This is a genomic window from Streptomyces fractus (assembly GCF_049844455.1).
Lineage (GTDB): Bacteria > Actinomycetota > Actinomycetes > Streptomycetales > Streptomycetaceae > Streptomyces > Streptomyces fractus.
In genome coordinates, this window is record NZ_JBMYHI010000002.1 from 3,387,595 (window position 1) to 3,414,561 (window position 26,967).

The 26,967-nt window shown below is 70.4% G+C and carries 26 protein-coding genes and 1 tRNA gene; 14 read left to right on the top strand and 13 right to left on the bottom strand.

The window, feature by feature from the left end; genetic code table 11:
• Positions 1-109 precede the first annotated feature (109 nt).
• The 5 genes from thrC to ACP4E5_RS17060 form a co-directional block, all read right to left on the bottom strand.
• Positions 110-1,168, bottom strand: a complete 1,059-nt coding sequence (gene thrC / locus ACP4E5_RS17040; protein ID WP_425841407.1) for a threonine synthase — start codon at positions 1,166-1,168, stop codon at positions 110-112.
• 14 nt (positions 1,169-1,182) lie between these two features.
• Positions 1,183-2,475, bottom strand: a complete 1,293-nt coding sequence (locus tag ACP4E5_RS17045) for a homoserine dehydrogenase (RefSeq protein WP_425829563.1) — start codon at positions 2,473-2,475, stop codon at positions 1,183-1,185.
• A gap of 105 nt (positions 2,476-2,580) precedes the next feature.
• On the bottom strand, positions 2,581-3,975 hold the full coding sequence (gene lysA / locus ACP4E5_RS17050; RefSeq protein ID WP_425829565.1) for a diaminopimelate decarboxylase: 1,395 nt from the start codon (positions 3,973-3,975) through the stop codon (positions 2,581-2,583).
• 32 nt (positions 3,976-4,007) lie between these two features.
• Positions 4,008-5,189: an ArgS-related anticodon-binding protein NrtL gene (gene nrtL, locus ACP4E5_RS17055; protein WP_425829567.1), complete on the bottom strand. Its 1,182-nt coding sequence runs from the start codon at positions 5,187-5,189 to the stop codon at positions 4,008-4,010.
• Between the two features lie 91 nt (positions 5,190-5,280).
• Positions 5,281-5,805 carry a response regulator gene (locus ACP4E5_RS17060; RefSeq protein WP_425829569.1) on the bottom strand — a complete coding sequence of 175 codons (525 nt, stop codon included), beginning with the start codon at positions 5,803-5,805 and terminating at the stop codon, positions 5,281-5,283.
• A gap of 115 nt (positions 5,806-5,920) precedes the next feature.
• Between ACP4E5_RS17060 and ACP4E5_RS17065 the strand changes: the two genes are divergently transcribed.
• Positions 5,921-5,992 (top strand) — tRNA-Arg (locus tag ACP4E5_RS17065).
• Between the two features lie 126 nt (positions 5,993-6,118).
• On the opposite strand, the gene ACP4E5_RS17070 is transcribed toward ACP4E5_RS17065, so the two are convergent.
• On the bottom strand, positions 6,119-6,451 hold the full coding sequence (locus ACP4E5_RS17070; RefSeq protein ID WP_425841410.1) for an ArsR/SmtB family transcription factor: 333 nt from the start codon (positions 6,449-6,451) through the stop codon (positions 6,119-6,121).
• A gap of 110 nt (positions 6,452-6,561) precedes the next feature.
• On the opposite strand from ACP4E5_RS17070, the gene ACP4E5_RS17075 reads away from it, so the two are divergent.
• Positions 6,562-8,019 (top strand): MFS transporter, encoded by a 1,458-nt coding sequence (locus ACP4E5_RS17075; protein WP_425829571.1) that lies wholly within the window; start codon positions 6,562-6,564, stop codon positions 8,017-8,019.
• A 44-nt stretch (positions 8,020-8,063) separates the two neighbouring features.
• Here ACP4E5_RS17075 and ACP4E5_RS17080 read toward each other — a convergent pair whose 3' ends face one another.
• From ACP4E5_RS17080 to ACP4E5_RS17095, 4 genes are all read right to left on the bottom strand, one after another.
• On the bottom strand, positions 8,064-8,528 hold the full coding sequence (locus tag ACP4E5_RS17080) for a MaoC family dehydratase (RefSeq protein WP_425829573.1): 465 nt from the start codon (positions 8,526-8,528) through the stop codon (positions 8,064-8,066).
• A gap of 109 nt (positions 8,529-8,637) precedes the next feature.
• The gene (locus ACP4E5_RS17085) at positions 8,638-10,056 is read right to left on the bottom strand and encodes an acyl-CoA synthetase (RefSeq protein ID WP_425829575.1); all 1,419 of its coding nucleotides are present in this window, start codon (positions 10,054-10,056) and stop codon (positions 8,638-8,640) included.
• 42 nt (positions 10,057-10,098) lie between these two features.
• Positions 10,099-10,974: an amidohydrolase family protein gene (locus tag ACP4E5_RS17090; protein WP_425841413.1), complete on the bottom strand. Its 876-nt coding sequence runs from the start codon at positions 10,972-10,974 to the stop codon at positions 10,099-10,101.
• Between the two features lie 28 nt (positions 10,975-11,002).
• On the bottom strand, positions 11,003-11,917 hold the full coding sequence (locus ACP4E5_RS17095) for an SDR family NAD(P)-dependent oxidoreductase (RefSeq protein WP_425829577.1): 915 nt from the start codon (positions 11,915-11,917) through the stop codon (positions 11,003-11,005).
• 161 nt (positions 11,918-12,078) lie between these two features.
• Here ACP4E5_RS17095 and ACP4E5_RS17100 point away from each other — a divergent pair, with 161 nt between their 5' ends.
• On the top strand, positions 12,079-12,540 hold the full coding sequence (locus ACP4E5_RS17100; RefSeq protein WP_425829579.1) for a MarR family winged helix-turn-helix transcriptional regulator: 462 nt from the start codon (positions 12,079-12,081) through the stop codon (positions 12,538-12,540).
• Positions 12,541-12,768: 228 nt separating this feature from the next.
• On the top strand, positions 12,769-13,923 hold the full coding sequence (locus tag ACP4E5_RS17105; RefSeq protein ID WP_425829581.1) for an acyltransferase family protein: 1,155 nt from the start codon (positions 12,769-12,771) through the stop codon (positions 13,921-13,923).
• A gap of 77 nt (positions 13,924-14,000) precedes the next feature.
• On the opposite strand, the gene ku is transcribed toward ACP4E5_RS17105, so the two are convergent.
• A complete protein-coding gene (gene ku, locus ACP4E5_RS17110; RefSeq protein ID WP_425829583.1) occupies positions 14,001-14,987 on the bottom strand; it encodes a non-homologous end joining protein Ku in 987 nt (328 codons plus the stop codon).
• A gap of 72 nt (positions 14,988-15,059) precedes the next feature.
• Here ku and ligD point away from each other — a divergent pair, with 72 nt between their 5' ends.
• Positions 15,060-15,941 carry a non-homologous end-joining DNA ligase gene (gene ligD, locus ACP4E5_RS17115; RefSeq protein WP_425829585.1) on the top strand — a complete coding sequence of 294 codons (882 nt, stop codon included), beginning with the start codon at positions 15,060-15,062 and terminating at the stop codon, positions 15,939-15,941.
• A gap of 100 nt (positions 15,942-16,041) precedes the next feature.
• Here the strand turns inward: ligD and ACP4E5_RS17120 are convergent, their stop codons facing one another.
• Positions 16,042-16,845 carry an NERD domain-containing protein gene (locus ACP4E5_RS17120; RefSeq protein WP_425829587.1) on the bottom strand — a complete coding sequence of 268 codons (804 nt, stop codon included), beginning with the start codon at positions 16,843-16,845 and terminating at the stop codon, positions 16,042-16,044.
• A gap of 111 nt (positions 16,846-16,956) precedes the next feature.
• On the opposite strand from ACP4E5_RS17120, the gene ACP4E5_RS17125 reads away from it, so the two are divergent.
• From ACP4E5_RS17125 to ACP4E5_RS17145, 5 genes are all read left to right on the top strand, one after another.
• The gene (locus tag ACP4E5_RS17125) at positions 16,957-17,655 is read left to right on the top strand and encodes a hypothetical protein (RefSeq protein WP_425829589.1); all 699 of its coding nucleotides are present in this window, start codon (positions 16,957-16,959) and stop codon (positions 17,653-17,655) included.
• Positions 17,652-18,944 carry an ATP-binding protein gene (locus ACP4E5_RS17130; protein WP_425829591.1) on the top strand — a complete coding sequence of 431 codons (1,293 nt, stop codon included), beginning with the start codon at positions 17,652-17,654 and terminating at the stop codon, positions 18,942-18,944. Before ACP4E5_RS17125 ends, ACP4E5_RS17130 begins: the two co-directional genes overlap by 4 nt.
• Positions 18,945-19,084: 140 nt before the next feature.
• A complete protein-coding gene (locus tag ACP4E5_RS17135; protein ID WP_425829593.1) occupies positions 19,085-19,438 on the top strand; it encodes an SH3 domain-containing protein in 354 nt (117 codons plus the stop codon).
• A gap of 40 nt (positions 19,439-19,478) precedes the next feature.
• Positions 19,479-20,873 (top strand): FtsW/RodA/SpoVE family cell cycle protein, encoded by a 1,395-nt coding sequence (locus tag ACP4E5_RS17140; RefSeq protein ID WP_425829595.1) that lies wholly within the window; start codon positions 19,479-19,481, stop codon positions 20,871-20,873.
• Entirely contained in the window at positions 20,870-22,336 is a 1,467-nt protein-coding gene (locus ACP4E5_RS17145; RefSeq protein ID WP_425829597.1) for a peptidoglycan D,D-transpeptidase FtsI family protein, read from the top strand. The genes ACP4E5_RS17140 and ACP4E5_RS17145 overlap by 4 nt, the downstream gene beginning before the upstream one ends.
• Here ACP4E5_RS17145 and ACP4E5_RS17150 read toward each other — a convergent pair.
• Complete coding sequence (locus tag ACP4E5_RS17150) at positions 22,328-23,434, bottom strand: ferritin-like domain-containing protein (protein WP_425829599.1); 1,107 nt, start codon at positions 23,432-23,434, stop codon at positions 22,328-22,330. The two genes, ACP4E5_RS17145 and ACP4E5_RS17150, sit on opposite strands and share 9 nt — an antisense overlap.
• Positions 23,435-23,592: 158 nt before the next feature.
• Between ACP4E5_RS17150 and ACP4E5_RS17155 the strand changes: the two genes are divergently transcribed.
• From ACP4E5_RS17155 to ACP4E5_RS17170, 4 genes are all read left to right on the top strand, one after another.
• Positions 23,593-24,531: an AurF N-oxygenase family protein gene (locus tag ACP4E5_RS17155; protein ID WP_425829601.1), complete on the top strand. Its 939-nt coding sequence runs from the start codon at positions 23,593-23,595 to the stop codon at positions 24,529-24,531.
• 34 nt (positions 24,532-24,565) lie between these two features.
• Entirely contained in the window at positions 24,566-25,291 is a 726-nt protein-coding gene (locus tag ACP4E5_RS17160; protein WP_425829603.1) for a TetR/AcrR family transcriptional regulator, read from the top strand.
• A 36-nt stretch (positions 25,292-25,327) separates the two neighbouring features.
• Positions 25,328-25,621 carry a hypothetical protein gene (locus ACP4E5_RS17165; RefSeq protein WP_425829605.1) on the top strand — a complete coding sequence of 98 codons (294 nt, stop codon included), beginning with the start codon at positions 25,328-25,330 and terminating at the stop codon, positions 25,619-25,621.
• A 136-nt stretch (positions 25,622-25,757) separates the two neighbouring features.
• Positions 25,758-26,909 (top strand): C40 family peptidase, encoded by a 1,152-nt coding sequence (locus ACP4E5_RS17170; RefSeq protein ID WP_425829607.1) that lies wholly within the window; start codon positions 25,758-25,760, stop codon positions 26,907-26,909.
• Positions 26,910-26,967: the final 58 nt, after the last annotated feature.

The window sequence follows — 26,967 nt, forward strand, 5'->3', positions numbered from 1 at the left end:
AGGAGGCGCACGATGCGTGTCGTAAGCCCCCCTGTGCACCCCCTGTACGGAAACGCCCAGTTGACGAGGTGTCAGTGTCGCCTAAAGCCGCCCGCCGTGGCGGTGCGGCTCAGGCGAGGCCGAGGCGCTCGGCGGCCGCGGCGGCGTCGACCGGGACGGTGACGGGCTGCGGGGCGCCGGCGACGGCCCAGTCCGGGTCCTTCAGACCGTTGCCCGTGACGGTGCAGACGATCTTCTGGCCGGGGTCGACCTTGCCCTGCTCGGCGGCCTTCAGCAGACCGGCCACGGACGCGGCCGAGGCGGGCTCGACGAAGACACCCTCCTGGGACGCCAACAGCTTGTAGGCGCGCAGGATCTCACGGTCCGTCACCTCGTCGATGAAGCCGCCGGACTCCTCGCGCGCGGCGAGCGCGTACTGCCACGAGGCGGGGTTTCCGATGCGGATCGCGGTCGCGATCGTCGACGGGTCCTTCACGATCTCGCCGCGCACGATCGGCGCGGAGCCCGAGGCCTGGAAGCCCCACATCCGGGGCGTACGGGAGGAGACGCTGTCGGCCGCGTACTCCTTGTAGCCCTTCCAGTAGGCCGTGATGTTGCCGGCGTTGCCGACGGGCAGCACGTGGATGTCGGGGGCGTCGCCGAGCGCGTCCACGATCTCGAACGAGGCCGTCTTCTGGCCCTCGATGCGGTACGGGTTCACCGAGTTGACCAGCGCCACCGGGTAGTTCTCGGAGAGGCTGCGGGCCAGGTTCAGGCAGTCGTCGAAGTTGCCGTCGACCTGGAGGATCTTCGAGCCGTAGACGAGCGCCTGGCCCATCTTGCCGAGGGCGATCTTGCCCTGCGGCACGAGGACGGCGCAGACCATCCCGGCGCGCACGGCGTACGCGGCGGCGGAGGCCGAGGTGTTGCCGGTGGAGGCGCAGATGACGGCCTGCGCGCCCTCCTCCTTGGCCTTCGTGATGGCCATGGTCATGCCGCGGTCCTTGAACGAACCGGTCGGGTTGGCGCCCTCGACCTTCAGGTGCACCTCACAGCCGGTGCGCTCGGAGAGCATCTGCGCGGGTACGAGCGGCGTGCCGCCCTCGCGCAGCGTCACGACCGGCGTGGTGTCGGTCACCGGGAGCCGGTCCCGGTACTCCTCGACGATGCCGCGCCACTGGTGGGTCATTCCGGTCATCCCTGCTACTCCCCTTCAACACGCATGATGCTGGCGACACCGCGCACGGTGTCGAGCTGACGCAGCGCGTCCACGGTCCCGGTGAGGGCCGCGTCCGCCGCGCGATGGGTGACGACGACGAGACTCGCCTCGCCGTCCTTCCCCGACTGCCGCACGGTGTCGATGGAGACGCCATGCTCGGCGAAGACCGTCGCGACCTGGGCGAGTACGCCCGGCTTGTCGGCCACGTCGAGGCTGATGTGGTACCGCGTCACGACATCGCCCATCGGCGAGACGGGCAGCTGTGTGTACGCGGACTGGCCGGGTCCCGTCGCGCCGTTGAGGCGGTTGCGGCAGACGGCGACGAGGTCGCCGAGTACGGCGGACGCGGTCGGCGAGCCGCCGGCACCGGGCCCGTAGAACATGAGCTGACCCGCGGCCTCGGCCTCGACGAACACGGCGTTGTACGCGCCGCGCACGGAGGCCAGCGGGTGGGACAGCGGGATCATCGCCGGGTGCACGCGGGCGGTGACGGACTGCCCGTCGGCGGCCCGCTCGCAGATGGCGAGCAGCTTGATGGTGCAGCCCATCTGCTTCGCGGACGCGAAGTCGGCGGCGGTCACCTCGGTCATGCCCTCGCGGTACACGTCGTCGAGGCGTACGCGGGTGTGGAAGGCGATGCCGGCGAGGATGGCGGCCTTGGCCGCGGCGTCGAAGCCCTCGACGTCGGCGGTCGGGTCGGCTTCGGCGTATCCGAGGGCGGTGGCCTCGTCGAGCGCCTCCTGGTAGCCGGCGCCGGTCGTGTCCATCGCGTCGAGGATGAAGTTCGTCGTGCCGTTCACGATGCCGAGGACGCGGTTGACCTTGTCCCCCGCGAGCGACTCGCGCAGCGGCCTGACCAGCGGAATCGCGCCGGCGACCGCGGCCTCGTAGTAGAGGTCCTCACCGTGCTCCACGGCCGCGGCGTGCAGGGCCTCGCCGTCCTGGGCGACGAGCGCCTTGTTGGCGGAGACGACGGAGGCGCCGTGCTCGAAGGCGGTGGTGATGAGGGTGCGCGCGGGCTCGATGCCACCGATGACCTCGACCACCACGTCGATGTCACCGCGTTTCACGAGCGCGGTGGCGTCGGTGGTGACCAGGGCAGGATCGATTCCCTCGCGCACCCGGGAGGGCCGCCGCACGGCCACACCCGCGAGTTCGACGGGGGCACCGATCCGGGCGGCGAGGTCGTCGGCGTGCGTCGTCATGATGCGCGCCACCTCTGAGCCGACAACCCCACAGCCCAGCAGCGCCACCTTCAGCGGACGCGTACGCATCATCCGACCTCGTTTCCTCTACTGCTACGTGTTTCTGCGGTGGGACCAGTCTCACCCACCGAACCGGGGTTTCAGCCCGGGGTCCGGATCGTGAGACGTAGATTTCATTTATCCGACGTCGAGCCGCAGGAGATCTTCCTCCGTCTCGCGCCGCACGATCACCCGGGCCTCGCCGTCGCGCACGGCGACGACCGGCGGGCGAAGCGCGTGGTTGTAGTTGCTGGCCATGGAACGGCAGTACGCGCCGGTGGCCGGCACGGCGATCAAATCACCGGCAGCGACATCGGCAGGCAGGAACGCGTCCTTCACGACGATGTCGCCACTCTCACAGTGCTTGCCGACGACACGGACGAGCATCGGGGCGGCGTCGGAGGTGCGGGAGACGAGGGCGACGGTGTACTCGGCGTCGTAGAGCGCGGTGCGAATGTTGTCGGACATGCCGCCGTCGACGGAGACGTAGGTCCGCAGTCCTTCGAGCGGCTTGACGGTGCCGACGGTGTAGAGCGTGAAGGCGGTCGGGCCGACGATGGCACGCCCCGGCTCGACGGAGATGCGAGGAGTGCGCAGGTTCGCCGCCTCGCACTCACGCGTGACGATCTCGTTCAGCGCCTTGGCGATCTCGTGCGGCTCACGCGGGTCGTCCTCGCTCGTGTACGCGATACCGAGCCCGCCACCGAGGTCGATCTCGGGCAGCTCGATGCCGTGCTCGTCCCGCACCTCGGCGAGCAGGCCGACGACGCGGCGCGCGGCGACCTCGAAGCCGGCCATGTCGAAGATCTGCGACCCGATGTGGGAGTGGATCCCGATGAGCTCGATGCCATCGAGCTTGATGGCGCGCCGCACGGCCTCCGCCGCCTGCCCGTCGGCGAGGGCGATGCCGAACTTCTGGTCCTCGTGCGCGGTGGCGATGAACTCGTGGGTGTGCGCCTCGACGCCCACCGTGACGCGGATCTGCACGCGCTGCCGCTTGCCGAGGCCGTCGGCGATGTGGGCGACGCGCGCGATCTCCTGGAAGGAGTCGAGCACGATGCGCCCGACGCCGACCTGGACCGCGCGGCTGATCTCTTCCTCGGTCTTGTTGTTGCCGTGGAAGGCGATGCGCTCGGCGGGCATTCCGGCGGAGAGCGCGGTGGCGAGCTCACCGCCGGAACACACATCCAGATTCAGCCCCTCCTCGTCCAGCCACCGCACGACGGCACGCGACAGGAAGGCCTTACCGGCGTAGAAGACATCGGCGTCGGGACCGAAGGCGTCGCGCCAGGCGGCGCACCGGGCGCGGAAGTCGTCCTCGTCGAGGAAGTACGCCGGGGTGCCGAACTCCTCGGCGAGCCGGGCGACTTCGACGCCGCCGACGGTGACGGCGCCGTCGCCGGTACGGGCGACGGTCCGCGCCCACACCTTCGGGTCGAGGACGTTGAGGTCGGTGGGCGGGGCGCTGTTGTAGTGGCCCTCGGGCAGGACGTCGGCGTGACGGGGGCCGGCGGGGTGTGCGGAACGGCTCATGGCTGCGGTGGCTCTCTTCGTCTACTTCTGTGTCACAGATGTGCGGGGGCGTCGATGCCGAGCAGGGTCAGGCCGCCTGCGAGCACCGTCCCGACGGCTTCGGCGAGTGCGAGCCGGGCACGGTGGGCGGCCGAGGGTTTCTCCTCGCCTTGGGGCAGTACGGCCGGATGGAGCGAGGCCATGAAGATGTCGGCGACGCCGACGAGGTGCCGGGCGAGCCGGTCGGGGGCGTGCTGCTCGGCTGCGGTGCGCAGGATGCGTGGGTGGTCGGCGAGGACGGCGACGAGATCTTGCTGACCGGGTGTGGCGGGGACGGCGGGTGTGCCTGGTGCGGCGGGGGCGCCTGGTACGGCGGGTATGCGGGGTACGTCTTGTCCGGTCGTGTCGGCGGTAAAACCGAGATCCGCGGCGTTGTGGGTGAGGGCGCGGGTGCGGGCGTGGGCGTATTGGACGCGGAAGAGGGGGTTGCTCTCACGCTGGATGAGGTGCGCGTCGCGCCCGTCGTAGCTGTCGCATCCGCCGTGTCCGTGACTCTCGCCGCCGATCCGGGGGCGGTCGTGGCCCGCGGGGTGGAGGAGGGCCCAGCGGGCGGCGTCGCGGCCGAGGGGCACGGGGTCGGCGGGGGCGGGCACGGGCCGGATGTTGACGTCGAGGGGGGCCGGGTCGTCGAGGCTGCCGCTCGCGTCGACCTGGACGCCGAGGACGTCGCCCCACTCGGGCCGGGGCCGACCCGCACAACTGGTCCGCACGAGGACACCCTGGGAACGCAGGAGACGGGCGACGGAATCCATGACGACGAGAGCGCGCACCTCGTCGGGGGCGTGGAGCTGAACGAGTCGGCCGCTGTGCCCTTCGGCGAAGCCGTACCGGGCCCCGGCGCGCAGGATCTCCGCGACGAGCGCGCCGGTCGCGGACGCGGATTCCCGCAGCGTGACGTTGAGAAAGCCGGGTCCGGTGACAGCGACCTCGGCGATACCGGGGCTCTCGCCGAGCCGACGGGACAGGATCTCGGCGACCTGGCGCGGGGGCCGGCCGGCGGGGCGGGCGAGCTGCAGCGCGACGTTGGTGGCGTAGTCGCCCTGCCCTCCGGCCCGCGGCCGCTCGACGACGATCCGCCCCTCCCCCGCCGCGCACACGGCCGCGTCGAGCTCACCGTCGTCGACCGCGCGACGTACGGCGCGCAGGACGGTGCGGGAGAGCTCGGCGGGGGTCACGGGACAAGCGTATGGGAGGAGGGGGGTGGGCAGGCGACCCGGTTTCCCGTTGAGTCCGGGATACGGACGGGGCACCTGGGCGGCAAGGTGCTCAGGCGTCGGCGGTGCGGGTGGCCTGCTCGGAGTCTTCGGCGGCCCTCACGGCACGCACGGCGCCCGCCCGAGAGCCACCGGCGGAACCGACCCCCGCGCGCCCCTGCTCGCTCAACTGGCCTACGACACGCACCAGTTCGCTGGGCTCGAAGGGCTTGGCCAAGAACGCGTCGACCCCCACATCGAGCCCGCTCTCGACCTCGTACTGGGTGCAGGCGCTGACGACGACGATGGGCAGCGAACGCGTACGGACATCCGCCCGCAGCCGCGCGGCGGTCCGCAGCCCGTCGAGCCGGGGCATGACGACGTCGAGCGTGACGACATCGGGCCGCACCTGGTCGATCACTTCCAGACATTCGGCACCATCGGCCGCGGTCACGACCTCGAAGCCCTCCAGCTCGAGATTGACCCTGATCAGCTGCCGAATGACCTTGTTGTCGTCCACGACAAGGACTCGGCCGGACGCGCCTGGCACAACTCGAGAGTAGGTCGACACCGGCCACCGCGTCCGGGTTTTCCCCACTTCCGCCCCGTACAGGCGACCCGAACCCCGCCGTCCCCCCGCGCCATAACCCGTTCCTGAGGACCTCAAAGGAGCTGGTAGTGTTCTACCCGTCGCCAAGCACCACGCGACACACGCCCCCGTAGCTCAGGGGATAGAGCAACGGCCTCCGGAGCCGTGTGCGCAGGTTCGAATCCTGCCGGGGGCACTCGCCACACAGTCAGTGAGAATCATGCGCTGAGCTGGGCGGATGCCTGAAGAAGAGGGCGGGAGTCAGTGTCACTGACTCCCGCTCTTTCTCGTTGTCCACGGCTGTTCGTGACGCAGTTCGGGCCTAACCGTTGGGTGGGCGGGCAGCGGGCGAGGCGAGGATCGCGTCGAGCAGTCCCGGGAAGCGGGCGTTCAGGTCGGCCCTGCGCAGCGTGAGGAACCGTTGGGAACCTTGGACTCGCGCGTGCAGGACTCCCGCTTCGCGTAGCACCTTCTGGTGGTGCGAGAACGTGGATCGGCTCATCGTCAGGCCCGCGTCGGCCTGGAGCCTGGTGCAGTCCGACTCCCCGAGTCGGGCAAGGGCCTGCACGGTGGCCAGCCGCCCCTCATCGCCGAGCGCCGCCAGCACCTTGGCGAGCCGCAGCTCGCTCACATCGGGGTGCATCCCGTCCGTCATCACCGTCACGTACGGATCGTAGATCGGGGCTTTCCGTATGTCGAACTTCCTCGTAGTGTTCGATGAGTTTCGACGTCGTCGATATTCATCGAACACCTCTGGGGAGTGTCATGGATACATCTGAACGCCGCCACCGGCTGCTGCTGCCGGTCGTCCTCGCGGCGATGTTCATGTACGGCTTCGACCTCAACGTGGTCAACGTCGCCGTCCCGTCACTGCAGCACGAACTGCACGCCGGGCAGGTGGCGTTGGAGCTCGTGGTGGGGGGATACGCCTTCGCGTACGCTGCGGGGCTGGTGACCGGTGGGCGCCTCGGTGACCTGGTCGGCCACCGCCGGATGTTCCTCCTCGGCATGGCGGCCTTCACGCTCGCCTCGGTGCTGTGCGGCATCGCCGAGTCCCCTGGTCAGCTGGTAGCGGCACGTCTGCTGCAAGGGCTGACGGCGGCGATGATGGTGCCGCAGATCCTGGCCCTGATCATGGGCAACTTCGCCGCGGAGGAACGCCCCAGAGCGTTGGCCTGGTTCGGCGTGACGGCCGCCGTCAGCGGAGTGTTCGGCCAGGTCCTCGGCGGACTGCTGCTGGATGCCGATGTGTTCGGCCTGGGATGGCGGGTGATCTTCCTGCTCAACATGCCGGTCGGAGTCGTCGTCCTGGCCCTCGCCGCACGTGTGCTGCCCCGGGGTGCGGCCGGTCGGCCCGCCGCTCTGGACCCCGTGGGCGTCCTGGGTGTTTCCGGTTCACTGGCACTCGCCCTGGTGCCGCTGATGCTCGGTCGCGGTCAGGGCTGGCCGCTGTGGTGCTGGGTCCTGCTCGTCGCGTCCGTTCCGGCCGCTCTGCTGACCCTGTCGTACGAGCGTCGGATGCTCGCACGCGGGAGTGCACCGCTGCTGGACCTGTCCCTCCTGCGGGTCCGTACGTTCAGCTCCGGCCTGGCCGTCAGCGTGGCGTTCATGAGCTACTTCACCAGCAGCATCTTCGTGGTCAGCCTGCTGCTCCAGAACGGCCTCGGGCTCACCCCGGTACAGGCCGGGCTGACGTTCGCGCCGATGGCCGTCGCCGGAGTCGTCGCACCGCTGGTGGGGAAGCGATGGGTCGTCGCTTACGGCACGACCAAGGTCATACTGCTCGGCTGCGCCATCGACCTTCTCGCCAACCTTGCCCTCGCCCTCACGCTGAACCGCCAGGGCGGACACGTCGGGGTCCTTTGGCTCGCCGCAGAACTCGCCCTGATGGGCCTGGGTAACACCCTGATCCTCCCGGCGCTGATCGGTGCCACCCTCGCCGGTGTGCAACCCCGGCAAGCCGGAATCGCCTCCGGGATGCTGAACACCACGCAACAGTTCGCCGGCGCGGCCGGCCTCGCGGTCATCGGGACCGTGTTCTTCAACGCACTCGGAACCCACCCCGCAGGCGCGTCCAGCTACGCCTCGGCCACCGTGACCGCGGCCTGGATCAGCGTCGCGCTCGTCGTCGCCATGGCGGTCCTCACGGCGGCACTGGCCCGTTCCTCCCGAACGAACTCGCCTTCACAAGTCCGCGAGCCCGTCACCACGTCCGAGCGATGAACCCTGGCTGGGTGCGGGTTGCGGGTCCCGCACCCAACAGCCGGTCAGGCGTAGAAGCGGGAGACGCTTTGGAGGACTGCTGCGGGCTTGGGGGCGCCCTCGATTTCTATGGTTCCGTCGATCGTGATCTGGGCTCCTCCCCCGGGGACCTCCTCCACTGATGCCACCTTCGCCGCCAGCCGGATGCGGGAGCCCGCCTTGACCGGGGAGGGGAAGCGGACCTTGTTGAGGCCGTAGTTGACCTTCGTCGTGACGCCCTGGACGTCCAGGAGGTCGGTGAAGAGGGGGATGAAGAGGGAGAGGGTCAGGTAACCGTGGGCGATCGGGGCGCCGAAGGGGCCCGCCGCGGCGCGTTCGGGGTCCACGTGGATCCACTGGTGGTCGCCCGTCGCGTCTGCGAACGTGTTGATGCGGTCCTGGGTGATCTCGAGCCAGTCGCTGGTGCCGAGGTCGGTTCCGGTGAGCTTCGTGAGTTCGGCCAGGCCGTTCACCGTGAGCGTCGTCGTCATTGCTGTCAGGTGTCCTGTTCGTTGGGCGCGGGCGTGGTGCCGTATGCCGTGCGGAGGCGGGATTTGATGAGTTTTCCGGATGCCGTGCGAGGGAGTTCGCCGGTCAGGATCAGGGATTTGGGGATCTTGTATTTCGCCAACTGGCCGGAGAGGGAGGCCAGGATCGACTCGGGGGTGGGGTGGTGCCCGGGTGCGGGACCACGATCGCGCGGGGGACCTCGCCCCATTTCTCGTCGGGGATCCCGATCACCGCGCACTCCGCCACGTCGGGGTGTGCGAGGAGGGCGGCCTCGATCTCGGCGGGGTAGATGTTCTCGCCGCCGGAGATGATCATGTCCTTGAAGCGGTCGACGATGGTGACGTAGCCGTCGGCGTCCACGCGTGCCGCGTCCCCGGTGCGGAACCAGCCGTCGGAGAAGGCGGCCTCGGTCTCCGCCGGCAGGCCCCAGTAGCCCGGCATCACGTGCGGGCCGCGGACCACCACCTCGCCCGTCTCGCCGACGTCCACCGGGGTCAGGTCCTGGCCCACCACCTGTACGTCGCTGAAGAAGTGCGGCACGCCCGCCGAGCCCGCCTTGGTCACCGCGTGTTCCGCGTCGAGGAAGAGGGTGCCGGGGGCCGCCTCGGTCATGCCGTAGCCCTGGAGGAAGGTGAGGCCGCGTTCCTGGTACGCCGCGATCAGCGGGGGCGGTACCGGGGCTCCTCCGCAAGTCAGGATGCGGAGGGAGGAGAGGTCGGCCGCCTGCCACGCCGGCTGCCGGGTCAGCAGGTCGAACATCGTCGGGACGCCGAACATGAACGTCACCCCGTGCCGCTGCACCAGGTCGAACGTGGCCGCCGGGTCGAAGGCGCCCACCAGGACGCACGTACCGCCCTTGAGCAGCACCGGCAGCGTCAGCATGTTCAGGCCCGCCGTGTGGAACAGGGGCGCCGAGACGAGGGCGACCTCGTCCGCGATCAGGTCGTGGTCGACCAGGACGTTGATCGCGTTCCAGGTCAGGTTGGCGTGGGTGAGCATGGCGCCCTTGGGGCGGCCCGTCGTGCCCGAGGTGTACATGATGAGGCAGAGGTCGTCGCCGCCGACCGCCTCGTCGACCGGGTCCGACAGGGCGGACGGGGCGGCCGCGAGGAGTTCCTCGTATCCGGCCCCCTCGGCCTCGATCGTCAGCGGGACCGACAGCGCCTCGGCGGCTTCCCCGTCTCCGGTGTGCAGGAGGGTCTGCGCTCCTGAGTCCCGTATCTGATACGCGAGTTCGGCCGGCGACAGGCGCGTGTTGAGCGGGACGAAGACCGCCCCCAGGGTGCCCGCCGCGAACAGCGTCTCCAGGTACGAGGGGTGGTTCGGGCCGAGGTACGCGACACGGTCGCCGCGGCGCACGCCCTGGGAGCGCAGGACGTGCGCCAGGCGGGTCGTGCGGTCGTACAGGTCGGCGTACGAGTACGCCGTGCCGTTGTGGATCAGGGCGGTGCGGTGCGGGGTCTTGCGGGCCCGGCGTGCGGGCCATGACCCCAGTCCCTCGTTGCGCATCCGTGCCTCCTATGGCTCCGGCGCCTACTACGGCTGTGCCCGCTACGGCTTCGTCAGGCCCAGCAGGCGGGCCGCGTTCTCCTTGAGGATCTTGGGGCGGACCTCGTCCTTGATCTGGAGCTTCGCGAAGTCCGCGAGCCAGCGGTCCGGGGTCAGGACCGGGTAGTCCGAGCCGAACAGGACCTTGTCCTTGAGGAGCGTGTTCGCGTACTGGATCAGCTGCGGCGGGAAGTACTTCGGGGACCAGCCGGAGAGGTCGATGTGCACGCCCGGCTTGTGCGTCGCCACCGCCAGCGCCTCGTCCTGCCAGGGGAACGACGGGTGCGCCAGGATGATCTTCATGTGCGGGAAGTCGGCCGCGACGTCGTCCACGTGCAGGGGGTTCGAGTACTTCAGGCGGATCCCGCCGCCGCCCGGCACGCCCGCGCCGATGCCCGTCTGGCCGGTGTGGAAGAGGGCGATCGTGCCCGTTTCCTCGATCAGCTCGTAGAGCTCGTAGGCCACGGAGCGGTCGTTCGGGAAGAAGGCCTGGATGGACGGGTGGAACTTGAAGCCCTTCACCCCGTACTCCTCCACGAGGCGGCGGGCCTGCTTCACGCCCGCCTTGCCGCGGAACGGGTCGATCGAGGCGAAGGGGATCAGGACGTCCGGGTGGGCGGCCGCGGCCTCCGCGACCTCCTCGTTCGGTACGGGTTCCGTGCCGGTCGCGGACTCGGCGTCGACCGTGAAGATCACGGCGGCCATCTTCCGCTCGCGGTAGTAGGCCGCCGTCTCCTCGAGGGTCGGCTTCCGGTTGCCCTCGATCTTGAAGTACGCGGACGAGGCCTCGTGGAGTTCGTCGTCGAGGGATGCCTTTCCCTTGGACGAGACCTCCGCGTGGGTGTGGACGTCGATGGCCGCCAGCTCGTCGATGTTCATGGGGCCGCCCGTGCTCTGCGTGCTCAACTCATGCCTCCGGAATCTTCGGGGCCGGGATGCCCACCGTCTCGAGTTCGGCGCCGACCGACGTCGGCCAGGCGTCGGCGAGCGTGTCCGGGGTCCAGCCCCCGTCCGCGTAGGCCGACTTGATCTCCTGCGGGTGCGACCAGAGCGTGAGCCGGTCGCCGCCGATGCCGATCGCCTGGCCCGTCACGGAGCGGGCCGCTTCGGAGGCGAGGAAGGGGACGAGGGCCGCGCAGTCCTCCGGTGTGCCGAAGCCCTCGCCCTTGCGCAGGAAGGACGGGAGCGGTTCGCCGCCGCGCAGGGCCTCGACGTACGGGGCGAACGCCGGGATCGTCTCCGTCATGGCCGTCGCGGCGACCGGGACGATCGCGTTGACCGTGATGTTCGCGCGGGACAGCTCCATCGACCACGTACGGGCCATGGCGACGATGCCGGCCTTCGCGGCGGAGTAGTTCGTCTGGCCGAAATTGCCTCGTTGTCCCGCGGGCGAGCCGACGAGGACGAGCGTGCCTCCCTCACCCTGCTCGCGCATGCGGACCGCGGCGGCCCGGGCGCAGGTGAAGGTGCCCTTCAGGTGGGTGGTGACCACCGCGTCGAAGTCGTCGTCGGACATCTTCCACAGGACCTTGTCGCGCAGGATGCCGGCGTTGGTCACCAGGATGTCGAGGCGGCCGAACTCGCTCACCGCCCGCTCGACCAGGCGGTCCGCGGCCTCGGCCGTACCGACCGGGACCACCTCTGCGACGGCCGTGCCGCCCGCCTCGCGGATGGACTTCACGGCCGCTTCGGCGACGGCCTCGTCGACGTCGTTGATGACGACGGAGGCGCCGTGGGCGGCGAGGGTGTGGGCGTAGGAGAGGCCGAGGCCACGGCCGCTGCCGGTGACCACGGCCGCCTTTCCAGTGAGATCGATGGACACGTGTGGATCCCTTCCTGCGGCAATGCGGGGGCGATGGACGGGGTAATACGAGGGGCAAGAAGGAAGCTAAGAGCAATAATTGGTGACGTCAATAGTTGTCGCCGACCCGCATGTGCGAGAGACTGTCGCGTCACGCCGCAGGCCCACCCCAGGGAGACCCCATGACCCCCGCCCCGATCGACGCGCACGAGCCATGGATGCGCGGACTGCACGCCGACACGGGCTATCTGCTGTACCGGCTCGGGCTGCGCTCGGGGCAGCTGTTCAACGCCTCGCTCCAGGAGTCGGGGCTGCGCCTGCGGCACTACGCGGTACTGCGCTTCCTGGCCACGGGCGAGGGCGCGCCGCAAAGGGAGTTGAGCGTGCAGCTCGGCTACGACCCGAGCGCGATCGTGGGCCTCGTCGACGACCTGGAGAAGGCCTCGTTCGTGGAGCGGCGGCCGTCCCCGGGCGACCGGCGCAGCCGGATCGTGGTGCTCACGGACGACGGCCGGGACTTCCTGCGCGGCACGGACGAGGCGGGGCTGCGCGTGACGAGCGAGCTGCTCGCGCCGCTGGACCCGGACGAGTGCGAGACGCTCCACGAGCTGCTGCGGAGGGTCGCGGAGGCCGGGCTCGGCTGACGGCCACTTTCGGCCGTTGTCGACTTCTCGCTACGGAGACCAGCGGAGAATCCGTTTGAGTGTTTGTCATTCCTGATCAGGACTGTGAGAGGCGCCACGCGGGTCCGATCCAGGTTTACTCGTGCCCCACGGCATGACTACGGTTCGGTCGATGTCTCGCAGCCACTTGAACCTCACGAATCCAGGAAGATGCGTATCCGGTAGCCGGGGTTCCCAACGGGAGGGATCGTGAGCGAACCGGTACAGCTCGCGGCTCATCGGGCCCCGCTGCCCGATCAGCAGGAGACCGTCGCACCGCCCGCGAGCACTCCGTCCAGGAGACACGCGGCCGCGCCGGCCACCACCGCGACTCCGAAGTCCGGCAAGGCGCGGGACGCGTTCTACGACAACGCGAAGTACCTGGCCATCGTCCTGGTCGCGATGGGCCACTCCTGGGAGCCGCTGCGCGACGGTAGCCGGGCGGCCTCCGCCCTGTACATCATCGTGTACACGTTCCACATGCCGGCGTTCATCGTGATCTCCGGCTACTTCTCGCGGTCGTTCGACGCGAGCCCTGCTCGGCTGAAGCGGCTGATCACGGGTGTGGCCGTGCCGTACGTGGTGTTCGAGGTCGCCTACACGCTCTTCAAGCGGTACGCCGGTGACGACCCCGGATACGACTTCAGCCTCCTGGACCCCTGGTACCTGACCTGGTTCCTGGTCTCGCTGTTCGTGTGGCGGCTGAGCACGCCGATCTGGAAGACGATCCGCTGGCCGCTGCCGGTGGCGCTCGCCATCGCGGCGCTCGCCTCCGTCTCCCCCAGCATCGGCGACGACCTGGACATGCAGCGCCTGCTGCAGTTCCTCCCGTTCTTCGTCCTCGGCCTGTGCCTCAAGCCCGAGCACTTCCAGCTGGTGCGCCGCAAGGAGGCGCGGATCGTCGCGGTGCCGGTCTTCGCGGCCGCGCTGCTCTTCGCGTACTGGGCGGCGCCCCGGATGACTGCGGCGTGGACGTACCACCGGGACAGCGCGCAGGAGTTGGGCGCACCCGGCTGGACCGGCATCGTCATGACGCTGGCCATGTTCGGCTGCTCGGTGATCCTCACCGCCTGCTTCTTCGCGTGGGTGCCGGGCCGCAAGCTGTGGTTCACGGCGCTCGGCGCGGGCACCCTGTACGGCTACCTGCTGCACGGCTTCGTCGCCAAGGGCTCGCGCTTCTGGGACTGGTACGACAACGCCTGGATGCACACGCCGTGGGGTGAGGTCGTGGTGACGCTGCTCGCGGGAACCCTCATCACCGTGCTGTGCACGCCACCGGTGCAGCGGGTGTTCCGGTTCGTGATGGAGCCGAAGATGGAGTGGGCGTTCAAGCGGGACGCCGCGAAGCTCGCCAAGGCGCGCTAGCTCGGCGGCGGGGTTGCGGTCTCGGGGCTCTGCCCCGGGCCCCGCTGGCTCGCGTCCCAAAGGCGGGGCTTGAATGCTCAGGCCGACGTCTTCTTGCGAGGCGTCGGCTTTTTCTTTGCCGACTTGGAAGCCGTCTTCTTGGCCGTCGTCTTCTTGGCCGCGGTCTTCTTCGTGGTCGTCTTCTTCGCCGCGGCCTTCTTCGGCGCCGCCTTCTTGCTCGTACGGGAACCGGACCGCGACGCCAGCTCCGTCACCTCGGCCACGTCCTCGCCGCCGCCCCCGCCCCGCGCCTTCTTGGCCGCCCGTACGCTGCTCTCCAGCGCCGACATGAGGTCGATGACCTTGCCGCCTCCGCCGTCCGACTTCTTGGGGGTTCCGGCCGGTTCGGCGCCGGACGACTTCGCCTCGATCATCTCCTCCACGGCGTCCCGGTAGTCGTCGTGCAGCGAGTCCATGTCGACCTCGCCGAGCGTGTCCATCAGGGCGTCCGCCAGGTCGAGTTCCGCGTCGCGGACCGTGACGTGGGAGTCGGGGGCGGCTTCCTCGGGGGCCCGGATCTCGTCCGGCCAGAGCAGTCCGTGCATCGCGATGACGTCGTCGACGACCCGCAGCATCCCGAGCCGCTCCCGGCCGCGCAGCGCGAACTTGGCGATGGCCACCTTGTTGCTGCGCTTGAGCGCCTCGCGCAGGAGCGTGTACGGCTTGGCGGCCGGGACGCCGTTGGCCTGGAGGTAGTACGCCGTGCCCATCTGGAGCGGGTCGATCCGCTCGGCCGGCACGAACGACACGATCTCGATCGTCTTGGCCGTGGGGATCGGGAGCTGGGCCAGGTCGTCCTCGGTGATGGGGATGATCGAGCCGTCGGCGTCCTCGTACCCCTTGCCGATCTCGTCGTTCGCGACCTCCTTGTCCTCCAGCTCGCACACCTTGTGATAGCGGATGCGGCCGCCGTCCTCCAGGTGGATCTGGCGGAAGGAGATCGAGTGGTTCTCGGTGGCGTTGACCAGCTTGATCGGGATGCTGACCAGGCCGAAGGAGATGGCGCCGTTCCATATGGAGCGCACGGTGGACCTCCCGGTTCGCGCCGACAAGCGACATTGCGGACATAACGTGCCGGATTGCCAGAGTATTACCGTATGGCTCCCATCACAGAAGTGGAGGGGCGGCGGCTCACGCTCAGCAATCTGGAGAAGGTGCTGTATCCGGCCTCCGGGTTCACCAAGGGCGAGCTGCTGCACTACTACGCGACGACCGCCGAGGCACTGCTCCCGCACCTCCGGGACCGCCCGGTCTCCTTCCTGCGCTTCCCCGACGGGCCCGAGGGCCAGCGGTTCTTCGCCAAGAACGTGCCGCCGGGGACGCCCTCCTGGGTGGAGACGGCCGAGGTGACGCGCTCGGACGGGGTCTCGCGGCAGATCCTCGTACAGGACCTGCCGACGCTGATGTGGGCGGCGAACCTGGTCACCGAGTTCCACACACCGCAGTGGCGGGCGGACGCGCCGGGGCGCGCGGACCGGCTCGTGTTCGACCTGGACCCGGGCGCACCGGCCGACATCGTGCAGTGCTGCGAGGTGGCCGGCTGGCTGCGGGAGCGGCTGGCGCGGGACGGGCTCGACGCGTACGCGAAGACGTCCGGGTCCAAGGGGCTGCATCTGCTCGTGCCGCTGGTGCCCACGGCGTCCGAGCGGGTCAGTGCGTACGCGAAGGGGCTCGCGCGGGAGGCGGAGGGGGCGCTGCCGCGGCTCGTCGTGCACCGCATGGCGCGCGATCTGCGGACCGGGAAGGTGTTCGTCGACCACAGTCAGAATTCCGCGGCGAAGACGACGGCGACGGCTTATACGTTGCGGGCCCGGGCGGAGCCGACCGTGTCGGCGCCGGTGACGTGGGAGGAGGTCGAGGGGTGCGGTTCCGCGGGTGAACTGGTCTTTGTTGCGGGGGACGTTGTTGCGCGGCTTCGGCGGTACGGGGATTTGCTTGGGCCGTTGTTCGATGCGGGGCGGGCGGGGGTGCTTCCCTGACGCGGATGGTGACCCGGTCGCGGGGCTCTGCCCCGGACCCCGCTGGCTCTCGTCCCAAAGGCGGGGCTTGAAAAGAACACCCCGGAGGGGCTGGATTGGGTCACACGCGGGACCACGTTCCCCGGGCCCGCGCCATCATGTGCAGTGCCTCCACGTCCGCCGGTTTGAGGAGGCCGCCGGTGCGGGCGAGGGTCGGCAGGTTCGTGTCCGTGAAGAGGCGGACGTCGCGCGGTGGCGTCGTCACCTCCACGGTCGACGGTTCCACCAGGACCAGGCCCGCCCGGACCTCCGCGGTGAGGGCGAAGGAGGCCCGCGAGGCGTCGGCGCGGACCCGGCGCAGCAGGGGTTGCGGCTCCCCGCGGCCCGCCGTCACCTCGGCGGCGCCGACCCGCACCCGTTGCCTGCGCGCGGGCAGGGTGTGCAGCGCGAACAGGCCGCCGGGGCCGATCAGCAGGTGGTGGATGTGGGACCCGCCGGGCAGCGGCACCGAGTGCAGCACCCGCCAGCCCACCGCCTCCAGGCCGTCGAGGACCTCCCCCACCCGCGCCTGCGCGGCGAGCGCCCTGCGCCGCGGGTCGGTGCGCAGCCGGCGCTGCGGGCCCGGGTCCCGGTCCAGGGAGATGACGAGGGCCTCGCCCGGCCGGTTCGGCGCGAGGTCGTCGTCGGGGTGGAGGGTGAGCCCGGCCAGTTCGGAGGGGGTGGGCACCGGGGGCGGGCCGACGGCGACCTGGCCGGTGATGAACGGGCGGAGCACGTCGAGCACATCCGCCCGACGGGTCTCGCTGAGCAGGTTCACCCGACCCGCGTCCCGGTCGTACCAGGCGACGTTCGTGCCGTCGTCCCCGCACACGTAGAGCCACTCCTGGCCGTGCCGCCAGGTCGGTATGACGCGCAGTCCGCTCATGCCCCATCACCCCACGACCATGGGAGCAGCAAGCCATGCCGCAGGGCAAGAAGCCCGCAGGCCCGGCATGATGTCCAACGCGACCCGTTCGACCCGGCAGGCAGGAGTGCAGTGACGCCCAGACCCTGCCCTCGAACCGTCGCCCGGTCGGTGCTCGCCGTGCCCGCCGCCGCGCTGCTCTGCGTGTGCGCCGGCTGCGGGGACCAGGGCGGCCTGGAGAGCGCGGGCCCGACGCCGACGGCCGTCGGCCCCGAGCGCCTGTGGCCCTCGCTGCCGCCCGCGACCCGCGCCGCCGACGACTACGGCGCCGGGGAAACGGCGGTGGTCAAGGGCGTCGACGTGCCGGGCGGGAAGCTGCGCGAGGTCGCCCCGGTGACGATCGTGCGGGCGCGCGTCGCGGCCGCGCCCGACGACTACAAGGACGTCGCGTCGGACGTCGCCGACTGCCCCGACCCGCACGGCGGAGGCGACTGCCCCGTGCTCGGCGGGTACTACCGGGATCTGACCGGCGACGGCCGGGACGACCTGCTGGTCGCCGTCCGCGCCCCGCACCGCCAGGCGTACGTCCAGGCGTACACGTACTCGGGCGGGAAGCTGACGCAGATCATGGACGACAAGGACGCCGTCATCAACGTGCATCTGGCGGGCCGGAACATCGTGGTGCGCGCCGCCGCCGACCTGACCGGATACGAGTACCGCACGTCCTGGTCGTACGACGGTCACCAGAAGGCGATGCTGCCGACCCGCGACGAGATCCTGCGCACCGGATCCGCGCCCACCCCCGGCATGCCGTCACCGAGCCGCTCATGAGTCCGCGCGCGCCGCGGCTGCCCGCCTGGACCGCGTCCCTGACGTGGAAGGCGACCGTGTTCATCACCGTGATGTGCTGTGCGCTCGCCGCGCTGCTCGGCGTCCTGGTGCACGTCTCGGTCACCGACCAGACGACGGGGCAGGCCCGCGAACGCGCGCTCACCCTCCTGAAGTCCAGCACCAAGCGGTACGAGGCCGGGGGCCGGCTCGCGCCGGGCGCGGGCCTCGATCCGCCGGGCCTGCCCGCCGAGTTGAGCGCCCTCGCCGCGCGCGGGGAGCGCGGCACGATGATCGCCGCGTACGGGGAGCGGCCGACCATGTGGGCGGCGGGCCCCGCGGCCACCGGCCGGGGCGGCGGGCGGGCCCTCGCGGTGCGGGTCGACTTCGCGCAGGGCAGGCGCACCATCGACGGGCTCGACGGGGCGATCCTCACCTCGTCCGTGCTCGCGATCGGGGCGACGCTGCTGGTCGGCGCGTTCGCGGTGACCCGTGTGACGCGGCGCCTGCACGCGACGGCGCGGGTGGCGCGCAGGATCAGCGCGGGCGACATGGACGCGCGCGTCGACGACCGCCGGACGAAGGATCCGGGGCGGCGCCACGACGAGGTGGCCGATGTCGCGGGCGCGCTCGACAGCATGGCCGGTTCGCTACAGGCCCGGATCCTGACCGAGCAGCGGTTCACCGCCGATGTCGCGCACGAGCTGCGCACGCCGCTGACCGGGCTGCACGCCGCCGCCGAGCTGCTGCCGCCGGGGCGGCCCACGGAGCTGGTGCGGGACCGGGTCGCCGCCCTGCGCACGCTCACCGAGGACCTACTGGAGATCTCCCGGCTCGACGCGCGCAGCGAGCGCCTCGACCTGGACGAGAACCGGCTCGGGCCGGTCGCGGAGCGCGTGGTGCGGGCGTCCGGCACGGACACCGAGGTCGATGTCGTGCGGGACGTCTGTGTGCTGACGGACCGTCGGCGCCTGGAGCGGGTCCTCGGCAATCTCGTGGCGAACGCGCACCGGCACGGCGCCGCGCCGGTCACCCTGACCGTGGACGGGCCGGTGATCACGGTGCGCGACCACGGCGCGGGCTATCCCGGCTATCTCGTGGAGCACGGACCGCAGCGTTTCCGCACCGAGGGCGGCGCCCGTGGGCACGGGCTCGGCCTGACCATCGCGCTCGGGCAGGCCGAAGTCCTGGGCGCACGGCTGGAGTTCACGAACGCGCCGGACGGCGGCGCGGTGGCGACGCTGACGCTTCCGTACGAGGGGGCGGACCCCGGGACCCGTAGCGGAGAGTGACCTTTTGCGTGCCCTGCGTGCCGCTTTTAGGGTGAAACCGGGCGTTCAAGGGTATTTCTTGCACTCCCTCTCGCCCCTCACACCCCGCTTGTCCCGTCCCGTCCCCTCACGTCCCTCACTCCCGCCCCAGGAGGACTCGCATGTCCCTCACCACCCGTCTCGGCGTGGGCATCGCCGCCGTCGCCACCCTCGTCACGACCGCCGCCGTCCCCGCCGTCGCCCAGACCGGCGGCTCCCACGGCGCCGGCGACCGGCCGCCGGTCTACAAGGGCCGCGTCATCGCGAAGTCCGGGCTGCTGCTGCGCGACGCCCCGACCCGCGGCGCCAAGGTCGTCCGCTCCGAGCCGTACCGCGCCATCGTCCCGATCTTCTGCAAGACCTCGGGCGACAGCGTCGGCGGGAACTCGTACTGGTACCTCCTCACCGACGGCACATGGGCGTGGGGTTCGGCGAAGTACATCCAGAACATCGGCGCCGTGCCGCGCTGGTGCTGACATGAGCTGATATCAGGTAGTTGCTTGCTACGTTCCCGGTATGACCGGATCATCGGGTACGTCGGGAACCAACACCTCCTCCGCGGTGCCCGCTGTGCGCGTCCCCCGGCGCCGGGGCACCGAACTGGCCCTGCTCGTCGTCGCCGTGCTGCTCAGCGTCTACGGATACATCGACGTCGGGCTCGCCAAGGACAGCAGGGTCCCCGGCGGGGCGCTCGGCTACGGCGCCGGGCTCGGGGCGCTCGCGCTCGTCGCGCACCTCGTGGTCCGCTTCCGTGCCCCGTACGCCGATCCGCTGGTGCTGCCGATCGCCGTGCTGCTCAACGGCCTCGGCCTGGTGCTGATCTGGCGGCTCGACCTGGAGACCCCGAGCGACCAGGCGGCGCCCACCCAGCTGATCTGGTCGACACTCGGCGTCGCCCTGTTCATCCTCACCGTGCTCTTCCTGCGCGACCACCGGGTGCTTCAGAGATACGCGTACATCTGCGTGGTCACGGCCCTGGTCCTGATGATCCTGCCGATCTTCTTCCCCGCCGTGAACGGCGCCCGGATCTGGATCCGGATCGGCAGCTTCTCCATCCAGCCGGGCGAGTTCGCCAAGATCCTGCTCGCGATCTTCTTCGCCAGCTATCTCGCGGCCAACCGGCACGCCCTCGCGTACACCGGCAAGAAGTACTGGAAGTTCCAGTTCCCGACGATGCGGGTGTTCGCGCCGATCCTGGTGATCTGGCTGATGACCGTCGGCGTGCTTGTCCTGGAGACCGACCTCGGCACCTCGCTGCTGTTCTTCGGCCTGTTCGTGATCATGCTGTACGTGGCGTCGGGCCGCGGCAGCTGGATCGCCATCGGGCTCGTGCTCGCGGCCGTGGGCGCGGTCATCGTCGCCTCGTTCGAGCCGCATGTGCACAGCCGCGTCGAGGACTGGCTGCACCCCTTCGCGTCCATCGACGCGGGCCAGGGCGCCAGCCAGCTCGCGCAGTCGCTGTTCGCGTTCGCGGCGGGCGGCATGCTCGGCACGGGCCTCGGCCTCGGGCATTCCATCCTCATCGGCTTCGCAGCCAAGTCGGACTTCATCCTGGCGACGGCCGGCGAGGAGCTGGGGCTCGCCGGGCTCACCGCGATCTTCCTGCTGTACGCGCTGCTCGTGGAGCGCGGCTACCGGGCGGGGCTCGCGCTGCGCGATCCGTTCGGCCGGCTGCTCTCCATCGGGCTCGCCTCGATCGTGGCGCTACAGGTCTTCGTCATCGCGGGCGGCGTGATGGGGCTCATCCCGCTCACCGGCATGGCGATGCCGTTCCTCGCGCAGGGCGGTTCGTCCCTCGTCACCAACTGGATCATCGTCGCGATCATCATCCGGGTCAGCGACCGGGCGCGGAGCCAGCTGCTGCCGCCGTCCGCCGAGAACGCCTCGGACCCCGTGGAGGGCGCCAAGTGACCAAGTACATCCGCCGGGCCTCGGTCTTCTGCCTGATCCTGCTGGTCGCGCTGCTCATCAACGCGGCCCGCATCCAGTTCTTCCAGGCCGACAAGCTCGACAACAACTCGGCCAACCGGCGCTCCACGATCGAGCGTTACGGACAGCCGCGCGGCGACATTCTCGTACAAGGGAAGTCGGTGACCGGATCGAAGGACACCGGGGAGTCGCTGCGCTACGAGCGGACGTACAAGAACGGGCCGCTCTACGCCCCCGTCACCGGCTACGCCTCGCAGACGTACGGCACGACGTTCGTGGAGAGCGCCGAGGACGACATCCTCTCCGGCACCGACCCGATGCTGTCCCCCGTCCCGTTCTGGAACGAGATCTCGCGCGTCCAGGAGCCCGGCGGCAACGTGAAGACCACCATCAACGCCCGCGCGCAGCAGGCCGCGTACTCCGGGCTCGGCGGCAAGAAGGGCGCGGTCGCGGCGATCGACCCGTCGACCGGGAAGATCCTGGCGCTGGTCTCCACCCCGTCGTACGACCCCGGGAGGATCGCCGGCACCAGCTCCTCCTCGACCGACGCGTGGGACGCGCTGAACAAGTCCGAGGACCAGCCGATGCTCAACCGGGCGCTGCGCCAGACGTATCCGCCGGGCTCCACATTCAAGGTCGTCACGGCCGCCGCGATCCTGGAGAACAACGTCGTGGGCGGCATCAACGCGTCGACCGACACCCCGTCCCCGTACACCCTGCCGGGCACGACGACACAGCTGACGAACGAGTCGGCGTCGGATGCCTGCACGAACGCAACGTTGGAGTACGCGCTGCGGGTCTCCTGCAACACCGTGTTCGCGAACCTCGGGGTGAAGACGGGGCTCTCGGACATGGTGAAGATGTCGGAGAACTTCGGCTTCAACGACAGCGGGATCAAGGTCCCGATGGCGGCCGCCAAGTCGAACTTCGACACCGACATGAACGACTCGCAGCTGGCGCTCTCCTCCATCGGCCAGTACGACACCGCCGCGACGCCGCTGCAAATGGCGATGGTGTCGTCGGCCGTCGCCAACGGCGGCGCCCTGATGAAGCCGCACCTCGTCGACAAGACCACGACGAACGACGGCGACACGGTCTCGGAGACCGGCGACGACACCTACAAGCAGGTCATGTCCCCGTACACGGCGACGCAGTTGCAGACCATGATGGAGGACGTCGTCTCCGAGGGAACGGGCACCGGGGCGCGGATCTCCGGCGCGACCGTCGGCGGCAAGACCGGCACCGCGCAGCACGGCGAGAACAACGAGGGCACGCCGTACGCCTGGTTCATCTCCTACGCCAAGAAGTCCGGCGCCGCGACGCCGAAGGTCGCGGTCGCCGTCGTCGTGGAGGACGCGGCCGCGAACCGTGACGACATCAGTGGTGGCGGCAGCGCGGCGCCCATCGCCAAGTCGGTGATGGAAGCGGTCCTTGGCTCAGATTGATTCGCCGGCCTCGACGGCCTCCGACACCTCCGCCACCCGCGCCTGCTCCTCCGCCGCGAATCGCTGCGCGTCGAGCTGTTCGGCGATCTCCTCGTCCTGGGCCATGAGCTGGTCGAGGTTGGAGTTGCCCATGTCGAACACGCCCATGTCGACGTAGGCCTGCTGAAGGCGCTTGCCCCACAGTCCGATGTCCTTGACGCACGGGACGATCCGCGAGAACAGCAACTGCCGGAACATGGCCAGGAATTCGGACTGCTCGGTGTACTTCTCCGCGTCCGCCTTGGGGATGCCGAAGTTCTCCAGGACCTCGATGCCGCGCAGCCGGTCGCGCATCAGGTAGCAGCCCTCGATGACGAACTCCTCGCGCTCGCGCAGTTCGGCGTCGCTGAGCTGCTTGTAGTAGTCGCGCAGCGCCATCCGCCCGAAGGCCACGTGCCGGGCCTCGTCCTGCATCACGTACGCGAGAATCTGCTTGGGCAGCGGCTTGTCCGTCGTGTCGCGGAGCAGGCCGAAGGCGGCGAGGGCGAGGCCCTCGATGAGGACCTGCATGCCCAGGTACGGCATGTCCCAGCGGGAATCGCGCAGGGTGTCGCCGAGCAGGGACTGCAGGTTGTCGTTGATCGGGTAGAGCATGCCGAGCTTCTCGTGCAGGAAGCGGCCGTAGATCTCCGCGTGCCGCGCCTCGTCCATGGTCTGCGTCGCCGAGTAGAACTTGGCGTCGAGGTCCGGCACGGACTCCACGATGCGCGCGGCGCACACCATCGCGCCCTGCTCGCCGTGCAGGAACTGGCTGAACTGCCAGGAGGCGGAGTGCTTTCGCAGCTCGGCCTTGTCCTTGTCGGTCATCTTCGCCCAGTAGGGCGTGTTGTAGAGGGCCAGCGCGTCGTCGGGGGTGCCGAGGGGGTCGTACGGGTCGACCTCCAGGTCCCAGTCGATCCGCTTGGCGCCGTCCCACTGCTTGTCCTTGCCCTTTTGGTAGAGGGACAGGAGGCGGTCGCGCCCGTCGTCGTACTCCCAGCTGAGGCGAGCCGAACTGGCCGAGGGTACTTGCCAGTTGGACCCATCGGGGACCTTGGTGTACAGCTCATGCGTCGCCATGCTGGCAGGCTCACACGGTGGTAGACGCGGGGTCAACAAGTCGTGCGCAAGGGATTGACGGCCTTGCTGACGCGCAGTCTCATAAGAGCGGAGGCGGGCGTGACCGCCGGTAACCCGCGGTGCCCGATGAACACCCGTACGACGAGGTGGGGACAGCCATGACGACCATGACGGAAGCCGACGCGCTGGCGGGACTGCGCGACGCGCTCGGTCTGCTCAAGGACCGGGAGCAGGTGGCCGAGCGGCTGCTCGACTCTTCCGCCAAGCACTCCTTCGACCCGGACAAGGAGCTGGACTGGAACGCTCCCTTCGAAGAGGGCAAGTGGTTCTGGCCGCCCGAGCTGGTGTCGCTCTACGGCACGCCGCTGTGGAAGCGGATGAGCGAGGAGCAGCGGATCAAGCTGTCGCAGCACGAGGCGGCGGCGCTGGCATCGCTGGGCATCTGGTTCGAGCTGATCCTGATGCAGCTGCTCGTCCGCCACGTGTACGACAAGGCGGCGACGAGCGCGCACGTGCGGTACGCGCTGACCGAGATCGAGGACGAGTGCCGGCACTCGAAGATGTTCGCGCGGCTGATCCAGCGCGGCGATACGCCGTGGTACCCGGTGGCGCCGGTCCATCACAACCTGGGCCGCCTCTTCAAGACCGTCTCCACGACGCCCGGTTCGTTCACGGCGACGCTGCTCGGCGAGGAGGTCCTCGACTGGATGCAGCGGCTGACGTTCCCCGACGAGCGCGTGCAGACGCTCATCCGCGGCGTGACCCGCATCCACGTCGTGGAGGAGGCACGCCATGTCCGGTACGCGCGCGAGGAGTTGCGGCGCCAGATGATGACGGCGCCGCGCTGGTCGCAGGAGTTCACCCGCCTCACCTCCGGCGAGTTCGCCCGCGTCTTCTCCGTGGCGTTCATCAACCCCCAGGTGTACGAGAACGTGGGCCTGAACAAGAAGGAGGCCATGGCCCAGGTCAAGGCCAGCGGCCACCGCCGCGAGGTCATGCAGTCCGGCGCCAAGCGCCTGACCGACTTCCTCGACGACATCGGGGTGCTGCGCGGCGTCGGCCGGCAGATGTGGCGCTCCTCGGGACTTCTGGCCTGACGCCGCGGGTGACGGTGCCGGTTACGCTCGGAGCATGACCTCGGCCACCGGTACGCCCGCCTACAAGCGGCTCAGCGTCGAGGTGCGGCGGGCGCAGTTGCTCGAATCGGCGCTGTCGCTGTTCGCGCACCGGGCCCCGGAAGAGGTCTCGCTGGACGACGTGGCGGAGGTCGCCGGGGTGTCCCGGCCCCTCGTCTACCGCTACTTCCCCGGCGGCAAGCAGCAGTTGTACGAGGCCGCGCTGCGCTCCGCCGCCGACGACCTGGAGCAGTGCTTCGCGGAACCCCCGGAGGGCCCGCTCACCGCGCGCCTCACCCGCGCGCTCGACCGCTACCTGGGCTTCGTCGACCAGCACGACATGGGCTTCGCGGCGCTGCTCCAGGGCGGCAGCGTCGTGGAGACCTCCCGTACGACGGCGATCGTGGACGGGGTGCGCAGGGCCGCCGCCGAGCACATCCTCAGCCACCTCGGCCAGGCCTCGCCCGGGCCCCGCCTGCGGATGACCGTCCGGATGTGGATCACGGCGGTGGAGGCGGCCTCCCTGATCTGGCTGGACGAGGACAAGCAGCCGCCGCTGGACGAGCTGCGCGACGGCCTCGTCGACCAGTTCATGGCGGTCCTGACGGCGACGGCGGGCCGTGACCCGCAGACCGCGGACGTGGTGCGGCACGCGCTCGCGCTGGAGTCGCCGGACGGGCCCGTGGGAGAACTGGCGCGGCGGGTGCTGCCGGTGGTGAGCGATGCGGCGCACCTGCTGTGACCCGCGCCGCGTGCCGCTCTGCGTGACACTGGTGGCGTGAAGAGCGAAGACTTCCCCTTTGTCGGCGGGCCCCTCGACGGGCGGGTGCTGCCGGTGTTCGTGACCGCCACCGGGAATCCGCCCAAGGCGTACAAGGTGCCGGTGCCGGACGCCGACGGGGGCCCGGACACCGTGCTCGTGTACGTACGGGAGGCCGTGCCCGACGGGAAACGGGTGCGGCTCGTGGCGAAGTGGCGTTACGTGTTCGCGCCGGACGGGAAGGTCGAGCGGGCGGTCAAGTGGCCGTGGTCGAGGACCGGGTCGCGGGAGACGCGGCCGCCGGAGGCGTAAAGGCGGCTCGCCGGGCGGACACCGGACGGGTGGCGGAGTTGCGCCGAAGCGAGCAGCCCGACGCGTGGGCGGCCCGCCTTTCTGTTCATGTTCACGGTGTGGGGCACGGAGGCTGCCCCGCACCGGAGGTGATCAGGTGTCAGGCAGGCTTGTAAGGGGGGTGTGCGCGGTGGCCGTGGCGGGGGTGCTGCTCACGCCGTTGCCCGCGGGTGCGGCGCCGGGGCCCGAGCCGCGGCCGGGGGCCGGCGGGACGCAGTCCGTCGCCGACCTCCTCTCGGACCTCCAGCGCCTGTACCAGGACGCCGAGGCGGCCACGGAGACGTACAACGCGACGGAGGAGGCACTCAAGGAGCGCCGCAAGGACGCGGACGGCCTCGCGAAGAAGCTGGCCGCCGCGCGGACGTCGCTGCACAGCAGCCGCACCGACGCCGGGCGGCTCGCGCGCGAGCAGTACCAGGGGCGCAGCGAGTTCTCCCCCTACCTGCGCCTCCTCCTCGCGCGCGATCCGCAGCGGGCGCTCGAAGAGGGCCATGTGATGCGGCGGGCCGCGCGTGAGCGGCAGGCCACCGTCGACCGGCTCACCGGGCAGGAGAAGAAGGCCGACGCGCTGGCGACGAAGGCGCGGGGCGCGCTGGACGCTCAGCTGCGCCTCGCGGAGCGGCAGAAGAAGGAACGGGACGCGGTACGGGACCGGCTGAAGGAGGTCGAGCAGCTGCTCGCCTCCCTCAGCGCCGACCAACTGGCGGACGTGGCACGCCTGGAGGCGCAGGGCACGTCCCGGGCGCAGCAGACGTTCATGGCGTCCGGAGCGCTGAGTTCGACGGGCAGGGCCCCGTCGAAGGCGGGCGACGAGGCGCTCTCCTACGCCGTCCGCCAGATCGGCAAGCCGTACGTCTGGGGCGCGGAGGGGCCGGACTCGTTCGACTGCTCGGGCCTCACGTCGCAGGCCTGGGCCCACGCCGGGCGGGTCATCCCGCGGACGTCGCAGGAACAGTGGGCGTCGCTGCCACGCGTCCCCATGTCGGAGCTGCGCCCCGGTGACCTGGTCATCTACTTCCCCAAGGCCACGCACGTGGCGATGTACCTGGGCGACGGCATGGTGGTGCAGGCCCCCCGCCCCGGCGCCCGCGTCAAGGTCTCCCCCATCGCCGCGAACCCCCTCCTCGGCGCGGTCCGCCCGGACCCGGGAGCACCGCCGATGACGGGCTACCGGGCGCCGGCCCTGCCGAGCGGGGCGAAGGCGGGTGGCGATGCGGGGTACGGGGCGGCGGGTGCCCCAACGGGCTGAGCGCCGGCGGGGCATTTCAAGCCCCGCCGGCGATTGAGGCGCGGGGTCCGGGGCAGAG